Annotated in this window: 16 protein-coding genes; 8 read left to right on the forward strand and 8 right to left on the reverse strand. The window is 43.1% G+C overall.

Going from position 1 to position 19,662, the window contains the following annotated elements; translation table 11 throughout:
• Positions 1-3 precede the first annotated feature (3 nt).
• From cydB to GNIT_RS00660, 5 genes are all read right to left on the reverse strand, one after another.
• Complete coding sequence (gene cydB / locus GNIT_RS00640; protein ID WP_014107167.1) at positions 4-1,005, reverse strand: cytochrome d ubiquinol oxidase subunit II; 1,002 nt, start codon at positions 1,003-1,005, stop codon at positions 4-6.
• 2 nt (positions 1,006-1,007) lie between these two features.
• On the reverse strand, positions 1,008-2,405 hold the full coding sequence (locus GNIT_RS00645) for a cytochrome ubiquinol oxidase subunit I (protein WP_014107168.1): 1,398 nt from the start codon (positions 2,403-2,405) through the stop codon (positions 1,008-1,010).
• Positions 2,406-2,789: 384 nt separating this feature from the next.
• Complete coding sequence (locus GNIT_RS00650) at positions 2,790-3,089, reverse strand: hypothetical protein (protein ID WP_014107169.1); 300 nt, start codon at positions 3,087-3,089, stop codon at positions 2,790-2,792.
• A gap of 22 nt (positions 3,090-3,111) precedes the next feature.
• Positions 3,112-4,584 (reverse strand): flavin-containing monooxygenase, encoded by a 1,473-nt coding sequence (locus GNIT_RS00655; protein WP_014107170.1) that lies wholly within the window; start codon positions 4,582-4,584, stop codon positions 3,112-3,114.
• 146 nt (positions 4,585-4,730) lie between these two features.
• Positions 4,731-5,681, reverse strand: coding sequence for an AEC family transporter (locus tag GNIT_RS00660; RefSeq protein WP_014107171.1), 951 nt, complete (start codon positions 5,679-5,681; stop codon positions 4,731-4,733).
• A 289-nt stretch (positions 5,682-5,970) separates the two neighbouring features.
• On the opposite strand from GNIT_RS00660, the gene GNIT_RS00665 reads away from it, so the two are divergent.
• The 5 genes from GNIT_RS00665 (at position 5,971) to GNIT_RS00685 (ending at position 13,340) form a co-directional block, all read left to right on the forward strand.
• The gene (locus GNIT_RS00665; RefSeq protein ID WP_014107172.1) at positions 5,971-7,269 is read left to right on the forward strand and encodes a cystathionine gamma-synthase family protein; all 1,299 of its coding nucleotides are present in this window, start codon (positions 5,971-5,973) and stop codon (positions 7,267-7,269) included.
• Between the two features lie 222 nt (positions 7,270-7,491).
• Positions 7,492-9,243 (forward strand): glycoside hydrolase family 16 protein, encoded by a 1,752-nt coding sequence (locus GNIT_RS00670; RefSeq protein WP_014107173.1) that lies wholly within the window; start codon positions 7,492-7,494, stop codon positions 9,241-9,243.
• A 19-nt stretch (positions 9,244-9,262) separates the two neighbouring features.
• Positions 9,263-10,858: a sugar porter family MFS transporter gene (locus GNIT_RS00675; RefSeq protein WP_014107174.1), complete on the forward strand. Its 1,596-nt coding sequence runs from the start codon at positions 9,263-9,265 to the stop codon at positions 10,856-10,858.
• A gap of 130 nt (positions 10,859-10,988) precedes the next feature.
• On the forward strand, positions 10,989-12,548 hold the full coding sequence (locus tag GNIT_RS00680; RefSeq protein WP_014107175.1) for a bifunctional GNAT family N-acetyltransferase/carbon-nitrogen hydrolase family protein: 1,560 nt from the start codon (positions 10,989-10,991) through the stop codon (positions 12,546-12,548).
• A gap of 180 nt (positions 12,549-12,728) precedes the next feature.
• Positions 12,729-13,340 carry a DsbA family oxidoreductase gene (locus tag GNIT_RS00685; protein WP_014107176.1) on the forward strand — a complete coding sequence of 204 codons (612 nt, stop codon included), beginning with the start codon at positions 12,729-12,731 and terminating at the stop codon, positions 13,338-13,340.
• Here GNIT_RS00685 and nagA read toward each other — a convergent pair.
• The 3 genes from nagA to GNIT_RS00700 form a co-directional block, all read right to left on the reverse strand.
• Positions 13,329-14,525, reverse strand: a complete 1,197-nt coding sequence (nagA, locus tag GNIT_RS00690) for an N-acetylglucosamine-6-phosphate deacetylase (protein WP_041246243.1) — start codon at positions 14,523-14,525, stop codon at positions 13,329-13,331. The two genes, GNIT_RS00685 and nagA, sit on opposite strands and share 12 nt — an antisense overlap.
• Before the next feature lie 456 nt (positions 14,526-14,981).
• The gene (locus GNIT_RS00695) at positions 14,982-16,223 is read right to left on the reverse strand and encodes an ABC transporter permease (RefSeq protein ID WP_014107178.1); all 1,242 of its coding nucleotides are present in this window, start codon (positions 16,221-16,223) and stop codon (positions 14,982-14,984) included.
• A complete protein-coding gene (locus GNIT_RS00700; RefSeq protein WP_014107179.1) occupies positions 16,213-17,130 on the reverse strand; it encodes an ABC transporter ATP-binding protein in 918 nt (305 codons plus the stop codon). The genes GNIT_RS00695 and GNIT_RS00700 overlap by 11 nt, the downstream gene beginning before the upstream one ends.
• Before the next feature lie 244 nt (positions 17,131-17,374).
• Here GNIT_RS00700 and GNIT_RS00710 point away from each other — a divergent pair, with 244 nt between their 5' ends.
• From GNIT_RS00710 to GNIT_RS00720, 3 genes are all read left to right on the forward strand, one after another.
• The gene (locus GNIT_RS00710) at positions 17,375-17,914 is read left to right on the forward strand and encodes an isochorismatase family protein (protein WP_014107180.1); all 540 of its coding nucleotides are present in this window, start codon (positions 17,375-17,377) and stop codon (positions 17,912-17,914) included.
• Between the two features lie 148 nt (positions 17,915-18,062).
• A complete protein-coding gene (locus GNIT_RS00715; protein WP_014107181.1) occupies positions 18,063-18,995 on the forward strand; it encodes a peptidylprolyl isomerase in 933 nt (310 codons plus the stop codon).
• A gap of 2 nt (positions 18,996-18,997) precedes the next feature.
• Entirely contained in the window at positions 18,998-19,645 is a 648-nt protein-coding gene (locus GNIT_RS00720; protein WP_014107182.1) for a DsbA family oxidoreductase, read from the forward strand.
• Positions 19,646-19,662: the final 17 nt, after the last annotated feature.

The raw sequence follows: 19,662 nt of genomic DNA on the forward strand, positions 1-19,662 counted from the left end.
AGTTTAGTGGTAACCGCCTTCTTTTACCTTTCCTCTAAATACCCAGTAGGTCCAGCTTGTGTAAGCCAAAACAATAGGAATAACAAAAAGGAAGCCCAATAGCAGAAACAATTGCGAGTTATAAGACGATGCGGCATCGTAGATAGTAAAGTTAGGAGGCACGATGTATGGCCATTTACTCACTAGCAAACCAAGATAGCTGAATAAGAAGATACCCATGGAGGCCACGAAAGGCATACCGTCTTGTCTCTTTTTCACTGAACGCAACACCACGAATGAACAATAAAGAGCAAGTGCTGGCAAAATCCAAATAATGCTGATGTTATCAAACCAACGTGTTTTCACAGTTTCATCAATGAATGGCGTGTAAATGCAAACGATAGTAAAAACGCTTAAAAGCCCAGCAAGCAAGCGCGGCGTTATTTTATAAGCCCAGTCTTGTACTGCACCTTCAGTTTTCATTATTAGCCAAGTGCTTCCTAGTAATGCGTAACCAGCAACTAAACCCAGCCCGGTAATCACGGTGAAAGGCGTCAGCCAGTCGAGCGCGCCGCCTGAATAAACGAAGCCTTCAGTTTCAAAGCCTTGTATGTATGCACCAACAACTGCACCTTGTGCGAATGCGGCAACAGTAGAGCCTACGGCAAAAGACCAGCTCCATAGGTGTTTAGAGGTTTTCGCTTTGAATCGAAACTCAAAAGCAACACCTCTAAAAATCAAGCCAGCGAGAAGTAAAAACACTCCAATATACAGTGCGGGTAAGAAAATTGAATAGACTAAAGGAAATGCAGCTAAAAGCCCCGCACCACCTAATACTAACCACGTTTCGTTACCGTCCCAAACGGGGGCGACTGAGTTCATCATAGTATCACGCGCTTTCTCATCAGGGGCGAAGGGAAACAATATCCCTTGCCCTAAATCGAAGCCATCCATTAATACATACATCATTAATCCAAAGCCAATGATGCCTGCCCAAATAATCGTTAAATCAAATTGTTGTTCCATGCTTATGCATCTCCATCGATGGCAACGTGTGCTGCTGAAAAGGGTCTGCTTGGACGCTCTATTTCGTCCATTTCGTGAGGTGCGTTAGCTTTCTCTAAGCCACCTCTAAATACTTTTAATAAGTAATAGATGCCTGAACTGAACACCAGACTGTATACCACCACGTAGCCGATTAAGGTAAATAAGGCCATGCCGCCGGTGAGAGAGGGAGTTAAGCCTTGTGCATGGGTCATTTGACCGTAAATCAACCATGGTGCTCTGCCGGATTCTGTCACTACCCAACCCGCTAATACTGCGATGAAAGGGGCGACGCTCATCAAACGTAAGCCATTCAAAAACACGGTCGACTCGTACATTCTGCCTTTTGGTCTTAACACTAAGCCCCACACTGCAAACATAATCATGAGTAAACCAAGTGCTACCATAATCCGGAAAGACCAAAATACGACAAAGACCAAAGGTTGCTCTTCTTTCGGTACCTCTTTCAATCCAGGTACTTCACCGTCCCAATCATGGGTTAACACATAGCTAGCCAACTTGGGAATTTTCACTTCAAAGTGGTTCATTTGCGCTTCTTTGTCAGGAATGGCAAACAGTAGCAGTGGAACGCCCGTTGATGTTTCCCAATTTCCTTCCATCGCAGCGACTTTCATCGGCTGATGCTTTAATGTGTTTAGACCGTGAAAATCACCAACGATTGTTTGAGCAGGTGCTAATACCAATAAAAACCACATCGCAACAGAAAGCGCTTTTTTATTCGCTTCTAACTCACGTTTTTGTATGATAAACCATGCGCTAACCCCAGCGACAACCAACGCTGCAGTTAAAAATGACGCCAGCGCCATATGTAAAAAGCGATAACCGAATGACGGTGTAAACAGAGCATCGCTCCATGACTTCACATAATACATACCATTGATGAGCTCTAAACCATCAGGGGTTTGCATTAGAGAGTTTGCTGATAAAATCCAGAATGAAGAAATAAAGGTGCCAGACGCAACCATTATGGCTGCAAATAGGTGAACGCCCTGCGGCACTTTGTCTCGACCAAATAATAAGACACCAAGAAATGCAGCTTCTAAGAAAAAGGCTGTGATAACTTCGTAGCTTAAAACGGGCCCTAGAAAGTTAGCGGTAGCATAAGAAAAATTACTCCAGTTGGTTCCGAACTGAAAAGACATGACAATGCCTGACACAACGCCTATCCCAAAAACTACGGCAAAGACTTGGATCCAAAACTTAGATAATTTCTGCCAAATGGGATTGCCTGTTTTGAAGTGCAGTGTTTCAAACCCTGCGATAGTGCTTGCTAGCCCGATAGTAAATACCGGAAATATAGCGTGAAAGCAGACGACAAACGCAAACTGAATTCGCGAGAGTATGAGGGGATCTAATTCCATATCGTTACCTATTGATGTAAATGATTACAAAAGTGTCAACCGAACAGGTGAATATAAAAAAATTAAAAACTGGCGGATGGCAAATTACTGACGCTTAGTACTAAGCACGAACTGCTCCAATATTTTAAATTAGAACAAAATTTTTTTGATTACGGAAATGACGTGTCTGCAGAAAGCAGGTTGTGAGTTGTAAGGTCCATCAACGGAGCCTTTCATCGATTCAAGGCGGTAGTTCAAAAAGCGTAACACGATGACACGCTGAAAGGTCAAATAAGCTAAGAAATACCTACAAGAATTGGTTATTGCTAATTATGGCAAGAAGATGTGTCATATTTGGCAGGATAGTTTGATGTGTGAAGTTAGTTAGCAAACAGTTAACTAAATCTACTTTCGTCTTTCTATTGCCGGAATATCAAAATAAGCATCAGGTGATTTTCTTTTGAGCGCTTGAAGGCCATTTTTTCGTTCGGCCCTTTGAGCTGTTGTTTCGCCGAATACTGTAATATGTTCTCGTTCAATTAATTCAGAGGCTTCTGATTTCGTTATCACACCGAGGAGCTCGCCAGCAAGAAGCAAGCCTTCGCTTCGATGCTTTAACTTATCATCCGTTTTTCCTTTTTTGGCAGCGATGAAGACGGCTCTAAGTTGGTCCGCGCAGTATTTTGTAAATGCTTGCTTATCCATATCCGCTCCTTTTGATCGAGCACTAACTTGCTTTTGCCTGCTGAGCCTTGGTAAATTTCAAAACACCATCTTCAAGAGGCTCTTTTAGCAGTGCGTTTTTCTCAAAGCCATAGTCTTGCGTAAGGCGCCATGGCATAGTTGTGCTTTGGCGAGGTAATATTTCATTAGCACGTTTTACATAACCGGATGAAAAATCAAATAAGGCCTCTTCTTCAAGCGCCTCAGGATCATCAAGCTGTGGATTGGCAATAGTTAGATTATGCCGCTGCATGTGATTAAGTAAACGACACACATAATGAGAAACGATATCGGCTTTCAAAGTCCACGAGGCATTTAAGTAACCAAACACAATGGCCATGTTAGGTATATTCGAAAACATACAGCCTTTATAATAAAAATGGTCCGCGAAATTAGCTTCAACACCGTCAATAGTAAATGCAACCTTACCTGCCATCGCAAGTTTTAAGCCAGTTGCGGTAACAATAACGTCAGCCTCTAGATGTTTACCTGAAGTCAGTTGAATACCTGTTTTAGTAAAATGCTTGATGTGGTCGGTTTGAATACTGGCCTTACCTTCGCGCATCGCGGTGAACATGTCTCCGTCAGGAACCAAACAAAGTCGCTGGTCCCACGGATTGTAAGGAGGAGTAAAGTCAGTTGCGTTAGGTTCGCTGCCTAATGCCTTTTTGACATCTTTCATCAACATCTTTGTTACCCATTTGGGCTTGCTGCGTGAATATTTAAAAAGTATTTTTTGTAACCATACATTGCGTTTGCGGACAATATTGTACGCCCATTGGCTTGGCATTATCCTACCTAAGCCATTCGCAATTTTATCTTCAGAAGGACGTACTGCATACCAAGTCGGTGTACGCTGAAGCATCGTTACGTGTTCGGCGGTTTTTGCCATGTTGGGTAATAGTGTTACAGCAGTCGCACCTGAGCCTATTACAACGACCTTCTTATTTGTGTAATCTAAATCTTTTGGCCAAAATTGAGGGTGAACAATTTGTCCCTCAAATTCTTCGCGTCCTTCAAATACCGCATCATGGGCTTGTTCATAGTCATAATATCCGGTTCCCATATACAAAAAACGAGCGCGTTTTTCATGCTGGTTGCCAAGTTTATCGGTGACTGTGAGAGTCCAGAGCGCTTCTTCCGTGGACCAACTAGCAGAGAGCATTTTATGGCCGAAAGCAATGTTCTTGCGCAACTGGTATTTTTCAACGATGCGGGTAATGTAGGTAAGGATAGATGGTCCATCCGCAATCGCTTTTTTTTCTGTCCAGGGTTCAAAGTCAAAACCAAGCGTATGCATGTCACTGTCGGAACGCACGCCAGGATAGTTAAATAGGCTCCAAGTACCGCCAATATCATCGCGCTGTTCTAACATGGTGAACGTGTGAGTAGGGCATTCACGCTTGAGGTGCACGGCCATACCAATTCCAGAAATACCCGCTCCAGCAATCAGCACATCTACTATTTGTTCAGCCATCAGTCGCTCTCTATTTTATTGGTTTTTTATCAATGTATCGTTTATTGCTATATTTTTCATCAATTTTCCAATGTTGGGCGGAAGTTGTAAGCTTTAGGCGTTAAACCGAAAGTACACACGAAGTTGTGAAAAAATGCCTTGCCCTATTAAAGCACTGAATTGTATCCAAACCAAACTTGGCTAAACCACACTGTGATAGGCAAAGTAACTAGGGTTAGGCCTGTTTGTACACTAATAAATACAGATAATATGGATGCATTTCCGCCAAGTTGCGTCGCTAATGCATAACCTGATGTGGCCGTGGGTACTGCACCGAATAACACAGCAACGCAGGCCTCTAGTGGACCTAGACCGAGAAGTGTAGCGCCTATTCCTATGCATAATGGGAAGCCGATGAGTCTTGCGCAGGTTGAGAGGACCAACAATTGAGGTGACGACTTTAACTCACTCATTCGCAAACTTGCACCTACCGCTAGTAATACTAAAGGTAATGTGGCGCGTGCTAAAAGACCGGTTAAATCAGTTAGCAAAAATACGTACTCACCAATATCCGCAACGTTCACCAGCACACCAGCGGCAATGGATAATATCAGTGGATTCTTGACCAGTTCTTTAATTAATAAGCTGGACAAAGACTTGCTATTTTTATTGCCGTGGAGGCTCACCATCGTGACCACCAGTACCACATTCACAATAGGTATCAATATAGCCGCACCTAGCGTGGCTAAGATTAATCCTTCTTCGCCGTAAATAGCACTGGCCAATGCCAACGCGATAAAGGAGTTAAATCTTATGCTGGCCTGCAATATAGAGGTGCCTGTTGGTCTATTGACCCGATTTGTAAGGCTGATAACTAAGGCCAACATAGAAACAACAAAAAGCGACAAACCCAATATCACTGCATAACTTGGTAGAACAAGACTGCTTAGATCGGCTTTGGATATATTATAAAACAGCATTGATGGGAACAATATCCAATAGACGAGCTTATCTACACCGGGCCAAAAACCGTCCGCGGGAAAGCGTCTTGATTGCAACAGTGCACCGAACAGCAACAGTAAAAAAATAGGAAGGATTGTTAGTGATATGTCAAACACGATACTGCCGCCGAGAAATTCTGGTATAAAATTAAGATGGCGTAATATACAGGAAATGTAATTGATTTATTAACTTTTTAATCCCTCAAAAGGTGCATCTAAGTGATGGATCTTATTGCAGCAAAAGATGATTAGTGACATCCTCCGCACTCACACTTATTGGGTTTTCAAGCATGTTTAAAAATGCGTCTGCAGCGATGAATAAGCCCGCAGGCGAACCTTATTCAAAAGAAAGCGTATAACAACGAAAACTTGTAGCGTTTAAAAACAAAAAAGAGAAGAACTAACAATGGCGAACGACGGAAACTATAAGAAAAGCAAAATTGGTAATCACATGCTCAAGCCTGAAACAATGATGATGTCTTATGGTTACGACCCTCAATTTTCTGAAGGCTCCGTCAAACCTCCTGTGTTTCTGACGTCTACTTTCGCCTTTCAAACACCGGAGGAGGGTGAAGAATCGTTCCATATCATGGCAGGCCGCAAGCCTGCACCAGAGGGTAGCGTAGGCGGTCTGATCTATAGCCGTTTTAACCACCCTAACGTCGAAATTATCGAAGACCGTTTGTCTTTGTTTGAAGGCTCAGAAAGCTCGGTAGTCTGTTCAAGCGGCATGGGCGCAATTAGCGCAATTTTACTCGCTTATTTGCGTCCGGGTGACGTTATTGTGCAAAGCACACCGTTATATGGCGGAACAGAAACGCTTATGCGTAAATTTTTGCCTGAATTTAATATCGAAACGGGGGAGTTTCATGACGGTTTAGATGAAGCTGGCATGCTTGACTCGCTGCGTGAAGCTGGCAAAAAGGGACGCGTTGCTATGGTTTTTGTTGAATCACCAGCCAACCCCACAAACTCGCTAGTTGATTTTGAAGCGCTACATCGCGTACTAGATCTTGTTGAAAAAGAAACAGGTCACCGTCCAATTAGCGTCTGCGATAACACGCTTATGGGTCCTGTCTTTCAACAAGTGGTGCCGCAGGGTATCGATATGGCCATGTACTCTCTAACTAAATATGTTGGCGGTCACAGTGATCTCGTTGCTGGCGCTGTGTGCGGCAGCCGCGAAATGTTGCGTCCTGTTCGCGCCACGCGCGGCGCGCTTGGCCTTAACCTTGACCCGCATACAAGCTGGATGATTTCTCGTTCGCTTGAAACCTTGAGCATCCGTATGGAGCGTGCAGCTGACAGCGGCCGCAAAGTAGCTAAGTGGATTTCTGATAACACCTACATATCTGCAAAAATTTTACATCCCGACTTCATTCAGAATAAAGCCTACCAAGCAGTTTATAAGCGCCAGTGTTCCGGACCTAGCTCAACCTTCTCATTCGTCCTGGACGTTTCAAAGTCAGACGCTTTTCGCTTAATCAATAACCTGTCTATTTTCAAATCTGCGGTGAGCCTCGGCGGTAGCGAGAGTCTTGTTTGCCACCCTGGAAGTACAACACATTCAGGCGTGCCGGCGGATTTACGAGATATGTTCGGCATTACTGATGGCCTGATCCGGTTGTCCATCGGCTTGGAACATCCTGATGATTTAATCGCAGATTTGGATAATGCTTTTCGCCTTACTTTTCAAAGTGCATAGTTGACATATGACTTACTTGCGGCCGCAGGCCTACTGTAATATGGATGCTGATTTAGCAACAATGCCTTTGAATTTATAGCAGCTGTAAATCAAAGCATTACAATCGACTGCACTCACCGTACTAAAAGTCCACTTCAACCCATGTAGCTTGTGAATATTTTGTTAAGTTTAGTAACATGCACGATAGAGCTGAAGATAATATAACTATCGGAAACGTTGAACATGCAAAATACGAACATTGTTAATCAAATAGCAAAAAAGCACATGAAAAAGGCAGCTGTTTTGGCTGCTTTTTGCTTTTTCCCATTTGCACAAAGCCAAGCCGGTTGGGAAGTTTCGTGGATTGATCGTTTCGACGGTGAAAGCATGAATTGGAACAATTGGACTGCGCAAATTCAAGCCAATTATAACAATGAAATCCAGTGTTATACCGATAATGAAACAGGCGAAAATCGTAACTTTGAAGTGTCCGATGGTACATTGAAAATCACCGCTCGCAGACAAAATATTAACTGTCCCGGTCAAAACGATAGAAGCCGTAATTGGACCTCAGGTCGAATTAATAGTAAGGATAAAGCGGAGTTTTTATATGGGCGACTCGAAGCTCGCATCCGATTTTCTGAGCTAAAAGGAGGTACTTGGCCTGCATTCTGGATGCTTGAAAACCGAATAGCTGAAGACCCGTTTAAGGGCGACAACGATAATGTGAACTGGCCAAATCCTGGAGCGGGGGAAATTGATGTTTGGGAATGGTATGCCAACTCGGGCGACCGCTACATTACCAATTTTTTCAACACAGGTAACTGTGGTCGTGAAGTCAGAGTTCCATATAGTGGCGGCGCCAGCGATGTCTTGGGTTTCCATACATACGGCATTGAATGGACCGCAGACGAGATTAAATTTTTCATGGATGACAACTTCGTTGCTCAGCAGAATTTGTCAAACTGCTCTCAATATGAAGAACCTATGTTTGCGTTATTAAACGTCGCGATTGGAGGGTCTTTGGGCGGAACAGTCGATCCACAGTTGGATACTGCCACCATGGAAGTTGACTATGTTGCGCACTGTGTTGCAACGGATGCCAACGAATGGCAACAATGCAATGAAAGTACACCAGAGGCACTAGACGACGACAACGACGGTGTTAGTAATAACAGAGACCAATGCCCAAATACGCCGCCCAATGCACAAGTGGATGCAAGCGGCTGTCAGTTCGTTACTGAGCCACAAGAGGCATCACCACTGCCAATCAACGCGCAAAATGAAGTTATTTCCTTATTCAGCGACAGCTACCAAAATATCGATGGCGTTGATTTCAATCCAAACTGGGGCCAAGCAACGACAGTGACTCAAGAGCAAATTCGAGATAACAATGTATTGAAATATACGGCATTGAATTATCAAGGTACTGATTTTGATAACAACAAACAGGATGTTTCCTTGTTCGATAATTTCTACCTCGATTATTGGACCCAAGATTCTACTTCTCTGAAAGTCTTTGTTATTAGCCCTGGTCCGCGTGAAACATTTTTTGAAGTTGATGTTGAGCAGCAGTTTTGGCAAACGCTGGTTATACCCCTGAGCACCTATTCGAGTGTCGTTGATTTAACGAATGTATTTCAATTAAAAATCGAAGGTAATGGCACAGTTTTTTTTGATAATATATTTTTTGGAAATACCACAGAAGCTGCAGTCGATAGCGATGGAGACGGTGTTCTTGACGCTGATGATCAGTGCCCTGAAACAGCTGCAGGAGCAGAGGTCGATAGCACAGGCTGTGTTGTGGATACAACCGAACCAGAGCCGGCACCCGCACCTCCTGCACCAGCGCCGGAACCTCAAGAACCTGTGGTAGAACCGCCGACAGAATCTGAGTCAAGCGGCGGGTCGATGCATATTTTATTTTTAATAGGTGTATTGTGTATTGCTGCAGGAAGGCGTTCAATGGGACGCATTAAGTTGTCATTAAAATAAGAGCTAAGAGAGCCAGTTCATGTCAAAAAGTGTTTATTTCGCCATTGTCGTTGCCTTAGGTGGTTTCGTTTTTGGTTTTGATGCCTCGGTTATTTCGGGTGTCGTTGGTTTTGTAACGAATGAATTTAAATTGAGCGATTGGCAGCAAGGCTTTGTGGTCAGCTCTCCAACATTAGGAGCACTATTCGGCACTTTGTTCGCGGGCTTCTTTGCCGATATGTTTGGCCGCAAAAAAGTGATTATTGTTATCGCGTTCCTATATCTAGTGTCCGCTATTTTTTCTGCACTGTCGGTTAGCTATACCATGTTAGTTACGGCACGAATTATTGGTGGAATTGCCTTTGCCTCTTTGGTTGTGGCCCCAATCTATATTGCTGAAATCGCACCTTCAAAAATACGCGGGAAGATGATTTCGATTAACCAGCTCAACATTGTTATTGGCTTATCGTTCGCTTATTTTGCAAACTATTATTTATTACAACTATCGGGTAGCCCTGCAGCTTGGGTTAGCGCCTTAGGCATTGAAGACAACGTATGGCGCTGGATGCTTGGTTTAGAAGTTGTGCCTGCGTTTATTTTCTTTGCATTGTTATTTACCATTCCTGAAAGTCCAAGATGGCTTGCGCTAAATAATCGCGAAGCCCAAGCTAAAAATGTTTTATTGCTATTAAATGGCAACAATCCAGGCGACTCGTCCATGTCGAGCGAACAAGCAGACAGTTTTATTGCTGAAATCAAAGCAGATCGTAAACAGGCCTCACGAGGCGCAACTGATTCCGTACTCAACTTACTTAAAAGCTTATTTTCTAAAAAAATGCGTTTCGTTTTGTTAGTAGGTTTAGTCGTAGCTGTGTGCCAACAAGCCACAGGTGTAAACGCTATTTACTTCTATGCGCCAAGTATTTTTGAGCAAAGTGGCGTTGGACAAAACGCAGCATTTTCACAAGCTATTTGGGTTGGCGTGATCAACGTTGTATTTACCATTGTGGCGATGCTGTTAATCGATAAATTAGGCCGAAAGCCGTTGATGTTAATTGGTCTTGCGGGTGTGTTTATTAGCATGTCTATCGCGTCTTATGGCTTCCACAACGCAAGTTATCAGCTTACTGAAACCTCTATTCAGTCAATTGAAAGCCAAGAGCACAGAAGTAAGTTGATGCCCATTTTAGGTCAAACGTTCTCGAATGACGTTAGCTTTAAGAACGCAACTATAGAATTGCTTGGTGAAGATGATGCGCGTGAACATCAATCGAGCTTGATTGAGGCAGCGGTAACTATGAATTCGCTGATTGTGCTCATTGGAATACTGGGCTTTGTTGCCTCATTTGCGGTATCCCTCGGACCGGTTATGTGGGTGTTGCTGGCTGAAATACTGCCTAACCGCCTGCGCGGCATTGGTATCGCGTGTATTGGCGCGGTGAATAGCGCTGTGAGTTTCAGCGTGCAGTTGCTATTCCCTTGGGAGCTAGCTAATTTTGGCACGGCGATCACTTTCTTGATCTATGGCCTTCTGGCAATTATTGGTTTTGTATTGATTTACAAAATGCTTCCAGAAACAAAAGGGCGATCTTTGGAAGAAATTGAAGATGTATTTGGTGTGCGAGAATCACAGTAGTCTTTTGTTGCGAGTTGAGAGAGCTTTAATTTAACATAGATTTAGTTGTTCTAAACTTCGACTATTAAAGCTATCAATACCTGATAAACTAGCGCAGTCATTACTGACATCAATATTTTTTGAGGATTACATGCCAATCAAAGATTCTGTAAATTCGAACGAAGAAGGTGAGCACTTATTAGAGCTTAGACACCTCACGTTGGACGATTACGACGATATAAGAGAGTTGCAGGAGGCTATATATCAGCGAGTAGGCGGTGCGCTTCCTTTTAAGCAATTCAAAGCTCAAATTTCGACCTTTCCAGACGGCCAAATTTGTATTGAAGACAAAGGCAAAGTCATTGCCGTCGCGCTGTCGGTCATTGTTGATTACGAACAGTTTGGTGACAAGCATACATACGAAGAAATCACCGGCGATGCTTACATAACTACGCACGATCCAAACGGTGACGTGCTGTATGGCGTTGATGTTTTTGTATCACCTGAATATAGAGGCTTGCGTTTAGGCCGACGTTTATATGAAGCTCGCAAAGAATTAGTGCGCAACTTGAATTTACGTTCAATTATGGCCGGTGGTCGTATTCCGAACTACATCCAATATGCAAAAGAGTTCACGCCCTATGAATATATCGAACAAGTAAAATCGAAAGACATTTTCGATCCTATTTTGACCTTTCAATTGTCTAACGGCTTTGATGTAAAACAGGTCATGAAGGCTTATTTGCCAGAAGACAAAGACTCACTAGGCTACGCAACTTTATTGCAGTGGCACAACATGTACTTTGATGCCGAAAAGCCAAACTTGATAGGCGGCAAACGTTCATCAGCTAGAGTTGGATGTGTGCAATGGCAAATGCGTTATTTTGAGGATGTCGAAGGACTGCTGCAGCAAGTGGAGTATTTTGTCGATGCATTATCTGACTACAAATGTGATGTTGCCTTATTTCCTGAGTTCTTCAATGCGCCCTTAATGGGCTTGAGCGATGGTGAAAGTTCAATCGATGCTATTTGGCATTTGGCTGAATATACAGAAGAAATTCTAACCGCCATTTCTCGATTGTCGGTATCTTATAATATCAACATTATCGCAGGTTCAATGCCGGTTATTGAAGGTGATGAGCTGTTCAACGTGGCGTATTTGTGTCACCGCGACGGTAAAATTGAAAGCCAGTACAAACTTCAGTTAACGCCGCATGAGAAGAAAGAATGGATCATGAAAGGTGGTAACAAACTGCAGTCATTTGATACTGATTTCGGTAAAATCGGTATCCTGATTTGCTACGACGTTGAATTTCCTGAATTGGCTCGCTTGCTGTCAGAACAAGATATTCAGGTATTGTTCGTGCCGTTCTGGACTGACACTAAAAACGGCTATTTACGAGTGCGTCGCTGTGCTCAGGCAAGAGCGATTGAAAATGAATGTTATGTGGCGATTGCTGGTAGCGTCGGTAACTTACCACAAGTGGACAACGTTGATATTCAGTATGCTCAAACAGCGGTATTTTCACCATCTGATTTTGCGTTCCCACATGATGCTATCGTTTCTGAAACTACGCCAAACACTGAAATGACGCTTATTGTTGACCTTGATTTCGATAAGCTAACCAAGCTTCAGAATGAAGGTTCAGTACGTAACTACCTCGATAAACGTCGGGATTTGTTTAGAGTAGAGTGGTTAGGCGATAAGTAAACTGCGAGCCACTGAACATGGCGCACAGTTTGAAAACAGATTCATACTCAGTACCTGAAAATGCTGAGTATGAATTTTTTAATATGCCACAATACGTTTTTAAATAAATGAAAGCTCTTTACTTGTCGTTTACTCGTGTTCTTTTACTGTCCCTCAACAAACCAAACGGTGATCTCAATTATGCAGCCTAGTAAAGAAGTGAAGCGTGAAATCATAGTTTATACCGATTATGTCTGTCCCTTTTGCCTACTAGCAGAAAAGCTACTGCGCGAAGCTGTGGCGGGGAAACCGGTAAAAATCACGTGGCGTCCATTTGAATTAAGACCATTCCCGGTTCCTACTCTAAGAGTGGAAGACGAGTATTTACCCGCTATTTGGCAACGTGCTGTCTACCCCATGGCTGAAAAGCTAGGTATTGATATAAAATTACCCACTATTTCTCCGCAACCAAGAACTGATAAAGCGTTCGAGGCTTTTGCGTTTGCCGAGCAAGAAGGCTTAGGTGATGAGTTTTCTATGGCGACATTGTCCGCATTTTTCCAAAAAAATCAGGATATAGGTGATATCGATGTGTTGTTAACTATTGCCGATGATATCGGCCTAGAGCGACAAGCATTAAAGCGAGCGCTCGATACTAATGAATTTTCCCAAGCGCACCAACAAGCGCTGCGTCGGGCAAATCTAGAGGATAAAGTTTCGGTGGTTCCGACCATCATTATTGGTGATGCAAGATATGACGGCGTCGCGAGTAAAGAATGGATTGAAGCGGCACTTGATGATTTATTGGTATAGCGTGCTCTCGCTATTATTTTCGTCCACCTTTACACCGCAAGCCCAAGTCCCTTCTACATGCAAATCATCGCTAAGCAACACAAAGTCAGCTTTACTGCCAACCTGAAGGCTTCCTCTATCCACAATACCCAACAAATTCGCCGGAACTCGGCTTGCCATATTAAGCACATTTGCTAGTAGAGTATTTGCATCATGATTTCTAGCTTGTTGTCTGAGTAGCGAATACATATTTCGAACGGCACTGCTCATGTCTAAGCACGAACCAGCAAGGCTGCCATTGTCTAGGGTTAATTTGCCATCCTTTCTCGTAATTGTTGAATCGAGCCATGGCAAGGTTTGTAAATCTGAGCCCACGTGGGCCATAGCATCTGTAACCAACATCAAGCGTTCAGCACCAATGCATTGATAGGCAAGAGCACAGTTTTGCGGATGAACGTGATGCAGGTCGACAATTAAGCCCGACGTTAAGCGTTGATCACTTAAGGCAATATTGATGAGCCCTGGTTCTCTTGCGGTTAAACCTGACATTGCGTTGAATAAATGTGTAGTGCAAGTTGCGCCTGCATCAATAGCTGCAAGCGCTTGTTCAACGGTTGCCGCACTGTGACCTAGGGACACAACTACGCCTTGATTAACCAGATCGGTGATAATATCCGGCGATACATTTTCGGGTGCGAGAGTTACCATTACCTTGCCGGTGTCCTGGCGTGTAAAAGTCGCTAAATCAGCATCACTGATTGATCTGACATGACTACTTGGATGAATTCCCCTCTTTTCATTACTTAAATGTGGTCCTTCATAATGAATACCTAAAATGCCTGACGTGCCGGTGGGGAGAGCCTCAGCAATAAGAGCCTCAGCAACCGCGTTTGCTGCTGCTTTCATCACCTCACTGCTATCAGTAATGATAGTCGGAAGCATAGCCGTGGTACCGTATCTTGAATGCCCTCGCATCATAGTCAATAAGGTTGCCAGTGACGGTGCATAATTGAATAAAACGCCTCCACCACCGTTAACTTGTGTATCTATAAAGCCAGCACACACAAGCCCATTAAGGATCACATCAGCAGCAGTGTTTTCACTGGCTTGCGTTATCCTGCCAATGACATCACCATTTACTTCTAAATACACATTATCGTGAAATCGCTTACCGTCGAATAATCGCTTTGCGAAATAAGTTGTCATTGAAATACTCATATAGGCCTGATTGGTTTATGTTAACACTAGGCGAGGTTGCTGTCCGTGACAAAGGTGCTATTGTCAAGCATTTATAGATGCTTCGACTACGTTCTACAAGCAAAAAAAAGCCGCATATACTGCGGCTTTCCGTGCTTCGGCTAGCAAATCAGCCAGCCAGAGTGGTAACGAAAGTAGGGTTAGTAAACTCGTCCCTCACTCATAGCTGATTTACGTATTTTCAAAACACTCGACATATGATCACCTCCTTAGAATATCTGCTGATAACACTGTAAATTTAGCACACACTAAGCACTTGTAAAGCGTGTTTGGCCCTGAGTAATAATTATTATATATTGGAAGTGTAAACATTTTGATATGGATGATACTTACTACTCGCTTTCAATATAATTTAAGTACTTCAACTTGATTTTCTGCAGTGCTATCTGCTGGTGGCTGAGAGTTCTAATTTTCAGATTTAATAACCCACCTAAGCATATCTTTTAAAGTAGGCTCTTTGCCGTACATGACCATACCCATTTTGAATAGCCGGCCAGCTGCACCACGCACCCATAAACAAAGTACAACCATCAAACCGAATGAAATCAATGGTTGCCAAAATGGTACATCTATTAACGACATCTTCACCGGCATCGCAGCAAAAGCAGTCAAAGGAAAATAGCTTAAAAATGTTAATGCCCAGCCTGAAGGATTGTCCATACTGAGGAATGTCAAAATTATAGGAACCAACGGTAATAACATCATACTGGTTTTAGCACTGTGGTTTGGGTCGTCGATAGCCGCCGCAATTGCGGCCATAAACGCAGTACATAAGTACAAGCCAGCTAAAGCAAAGAGCAATAACCAAGGCACTAACGCCCAATTAAGAAAGGAAAAGTCGAGTGCTTGGCCTTTAACAATAACGGTCACAAATGCAAATATTAACAAACCAGTAATAGCACTTGATACCATCGCTTTCATTCCATGTAATATTTGTCCGCATATTTTGCCATCAACCCAAGTTTGCGCGCTAATACAAGAATACAGTTGTTCGGTTACTCTCTGTTGTTTCTCGCCTGTCACACCCGCAAACAACTGTCCAAAAGACGTAAAAACACCTATCGCTAACAACACAATCATGCCAATTGCCGTTGCTGAACTCACACCGTCATCTTCTCTGATACTATCGTCCATAAAGTTTACGACAAATACTGCCGGTGTCGTTAATAAGCTAAGCTGTTCAGCTTGTAGTCCTAACTGTTCGGCATACACAATAGAGTAGTGCTGCAGCAACGCTTGCTGCAACTGTGCTAGCCATGCTTGTTTTTCTTGGCTGTATACTGTTAGTTTTCGCTGACCATTACTGTCAAGTGAGTAAAGCAATACTGCGTCATAGGCTGACTCCTCGCTTAAGGTAGTGGCCAGAGAGCTGGCTGAAACTGAACTTTGAACGAATTCAAATTGCGCTATTTTGGCGGGTAAATCAGTGGGTACTGCGTCGCCATCGGCTAATTCTTTCCCGTTATTTTGGGTAACAGCAATTCTATAACTAGGTTCACTATCGTCCTGTACATACTGCCATACCAATACCATCGCTCCGATAGCTAGCATGATCAGTTTAGAGACAAGTTCTTGCTTCCATTTAAAAAATTGTATGAATTCCCAAGAAGTAACTAACCAAAGCTGTCGCGACTTATTACTTTTCATCTAAAGCTACTCCGTGGTTTGTAATGGCATTTAGGTAGAGTTGATGCAAATCTAAAGATTCACTATGCACGTTAGCGACTTCACCAATACTAGGTAACGATTGTAAAAGACGGCTAAGCGTTGTATTGGCGGTCATCGTAACTTTAAGCGTTTTACTATTGATCCAATCATAATCCGCATCTTCCACTTGATGTAAAACCGACTCTGTAAACGTTACCTTCAACGAAGATTGTGTTTTCGCGTGTTGTTGAAAATCGGTGAGCTTGCCATAAAATACGGCTTCTCCGCGGTTCATTAAAAGGATGCGATGTGCTAATTTTTCGACCATCGCCATTTGATGGGCACTTAAAATAACCGTCATACCGCGAGCGGTCAGTTCTGACAAAAACGTGACCACTTTTTCTTGATTGACTGGATCAAGTCCAGAAAATGGTTCATCGAGAATGACCCACTTTGGATTGTGGATAACCGCGGTAATCAACTGGACTTTTTGCTGATTACCTTTAGAAAGCGACTTTAACTGGTCATTTTTACGAGCTAACAAATCGAACTTATCTAGCCAGTGATCCGCTTCGACTGCTGCATCTGCTTTGCTCATGCCGTTGAGTTGAGCGAAGTACATGATATTTTTAAGGAGAGTTCTCTCTGGATATAAACCTCGGTCTTCAGGTAAATAACCCAAAGTGTGCGCGGGAATAGCATCAAAAGTTTCACCGTCGATAGTGAGAGATATTTTTCCGGAATCTGGTTTAGTAAACCCCGTAATCATTCGGATGATTGACGATTTACCTGCACCATTTGGGCCCAGTAAAGCAAAAATCTCCCCTTGGGATACTGAAAATGAAAGTGTATTGATTGCGGTTACATTAGCGTATGCCTTGCTAACTTGACTGACTGCCAGCTTCATGTGATGTCCTTATCTCGTGCTGTAAATGATTTGCGCTTGCTTGCAAACATTAATGTTTCGCATAGTGTATACAATTACTATAAAAAGTACGACGCAAAACGGAGCAAGAAGCGTGATAGGGACAACATCGTTTATGGCGACTGCCTTGCTGCGCTTGTTTGCTTTATCGAGCCTAAAAACTCTGATGTGACAAAAAAACGTCAATACATTAAGCTATGCACACGCTTCATCGCTTGGAAAGGTTATGTTAGAAAGAAATAACACAGGTCTTATTGTCGTTGATATTCAGGGTAAACTGTCGCATCTGGTGCACAACAGTGAAGTAATGTTTCGTAATGTAGCCAAGTTGATCAAAGGCTCTAGCTTGCTTGAGTTGCCAGTCATAGTTCTCGAACAAAACCCCGAAAAACTAGGTAAAACCGCAGAAGAAATTCAACCTTTGCTAACAGATTATCCATGTATCAAAAAATACGCTTTTAATGGTTGTGCGGATCCTCATTTTGTTGACCAAGTAAACAAAGCTGATGTGCAGTATTGGTTGATATGTGGTATTGAAGCTCACGTTTGTGTTTATCAAACGGCTATGGGGCTGAAGGGGATGGGTAAGTCGATTGAATTAGTTGTTGATTGCATCGGATCACGGGAAGACTCAAACAAACAGGTCGCTATTAGCAAGCTGCAAAAACACGATGTTGGCATCACCACGGCAGAGATGTGTTTATTTGAACTTATGAAAGACTGCAGCGACCCCAAGTTTAAAAGTTTTTTGGATATCGTTAGATAAGTTAAAGGTTTTTCGATGAACGGCACTTTTAAACATGCACAGCACGTTTACATAGTTAATTAACCCAACAAAATGTCGGTTTGGCGAACTAAGCTTGTTTGCTGGAGGCGCAAATAAAAATAATAACAGCGAGCTAAAAGGAAAGAACATGCGAATTTTAAACATGCAAAAGAAGGCGATTAACGCGAGTCATTTTGGCGCACTATTTATTAGCTTATCGCTTATTGTCGCATCATTTACAGGCGCAGGTTATGTTCATGCTCAAGATGCAACAGACTTCCAAGAGTTAACACCGACAACGTATCAGCCTCAGCAGGAAAACTTAGTCTATCTTCAAAGCGATCAAGGCTTAGTTGTTATTGAACTAGCTCCGTTTATTGCGCCGAATCACGTTGCACAATTCAAAGCATTGGTGGATGAAGGTTTCTACAACGGCCTAGACTTCTATCGCGTCATTGATGGTTTTGTTGCCCAAGGCGGCGATGTTACTGAGAAGAAGCCGTCGAAATACAGGGCAAGCTTAGCTGCGGAATTCACGCGGCCATTAACTTCTTCCTCTAACTTTGTTACCGTGCAGTCGCCCGATTTTTTAGCGCAAGAAACCGGCTTTATGCAGGGCTTCCCGTCGGGTCGCAGTTTGGCTGACAAACAAGAGTGGTTGTTGCATTGTCCTGGCGCTGTTGCGATGGCAAGAAACAATGAGGCTGATTCAGGTTCTACCGACTTTTATATTGTCATCGGTCAAGCACCGCGTCACTTGGATCGAAATATGTCAGTGTTTGGTCATGTCATCTACGGCATGGAAAACGTGCAAGCTATGAAGCGTGGCAACCCTAACATAGCCGGTGGGGTTATTAGCGATATGAGCCAACGAAGCAAGATAGTGAGCGCAAAGCTGGGCACTAGCGTAGATAAGAGTCAACAAATTAACTTTACACGCAACTTAGTCACTAGCGACACGTTTCAAGCGCGTTTACAAAGTGCCAGAACCTTAGACAGCGAGTTTTTTCATTACAAAGGTACGGGCAATATTGATGTGTGTTATTACCGACCTAGATTTACAATTGAACAGGATAAATGAGCATGGCGACTGAATTAAAAATAGATATTGTGTCTGACGTGTCTTGCCCTTGGTGCATTATTGGTTTTAAAGCACTGCAGGAAGCGTTGCAAAAAGTGGCGCCCGACATTACTGCAAGCATCGAATGGCAGCCTTTTGAACTGAATCCACAAATGCCGCCAGAAGGTCAGGATATTACCGAACATATCACTCAAAAATATCAAATTTCTGAACAGCAAGCTGAACAAAACAGAGATGTGATAAAGCAACGCGGTCTCAGCGTTGGTTACGAATTCGGAAATCGAGGCGGTGGTCGTATTTACAATACATTCGACGCTCACCGTTTGTTACATTGGGCTAAAACCCAAGGCAAACAAACAGAATTGAAGCTAGCTTTATTTGATTTGTACTTTAAGAATAGTGGAGATCCTAGTGACCATGAACAGCTTTTGGAAACGGCCAAAAGCGTTGGTTTGGATGAAGCAGAAGCCAAAAAAATACTGGAATCGGATCTGTTTGTCACTGATGTTCGCCAGCTGCAGCAACATTACCAAAGCGCTGGTGTGCAGTCGGTACCGGCTGTCATTGTAAACAATAAGCACCTAATAAGTGGCGGGCAACCGGCGGAAGTTTTTCAAAAGGCACTGACTCAAATTGCACAGGAAGGCTGAACAGTTTTAGCTGTTGG

Source organism: Glaciecola nitratireducens FR1064, assembly GCF_000226565.1.
Classification (GTDB): Bacteria; Pseudomonadota; Gammaproteobacteria; order Enterobacterales; family Alteromonadaceae; genus Glaciecola; species Glaciecola nitratireducens.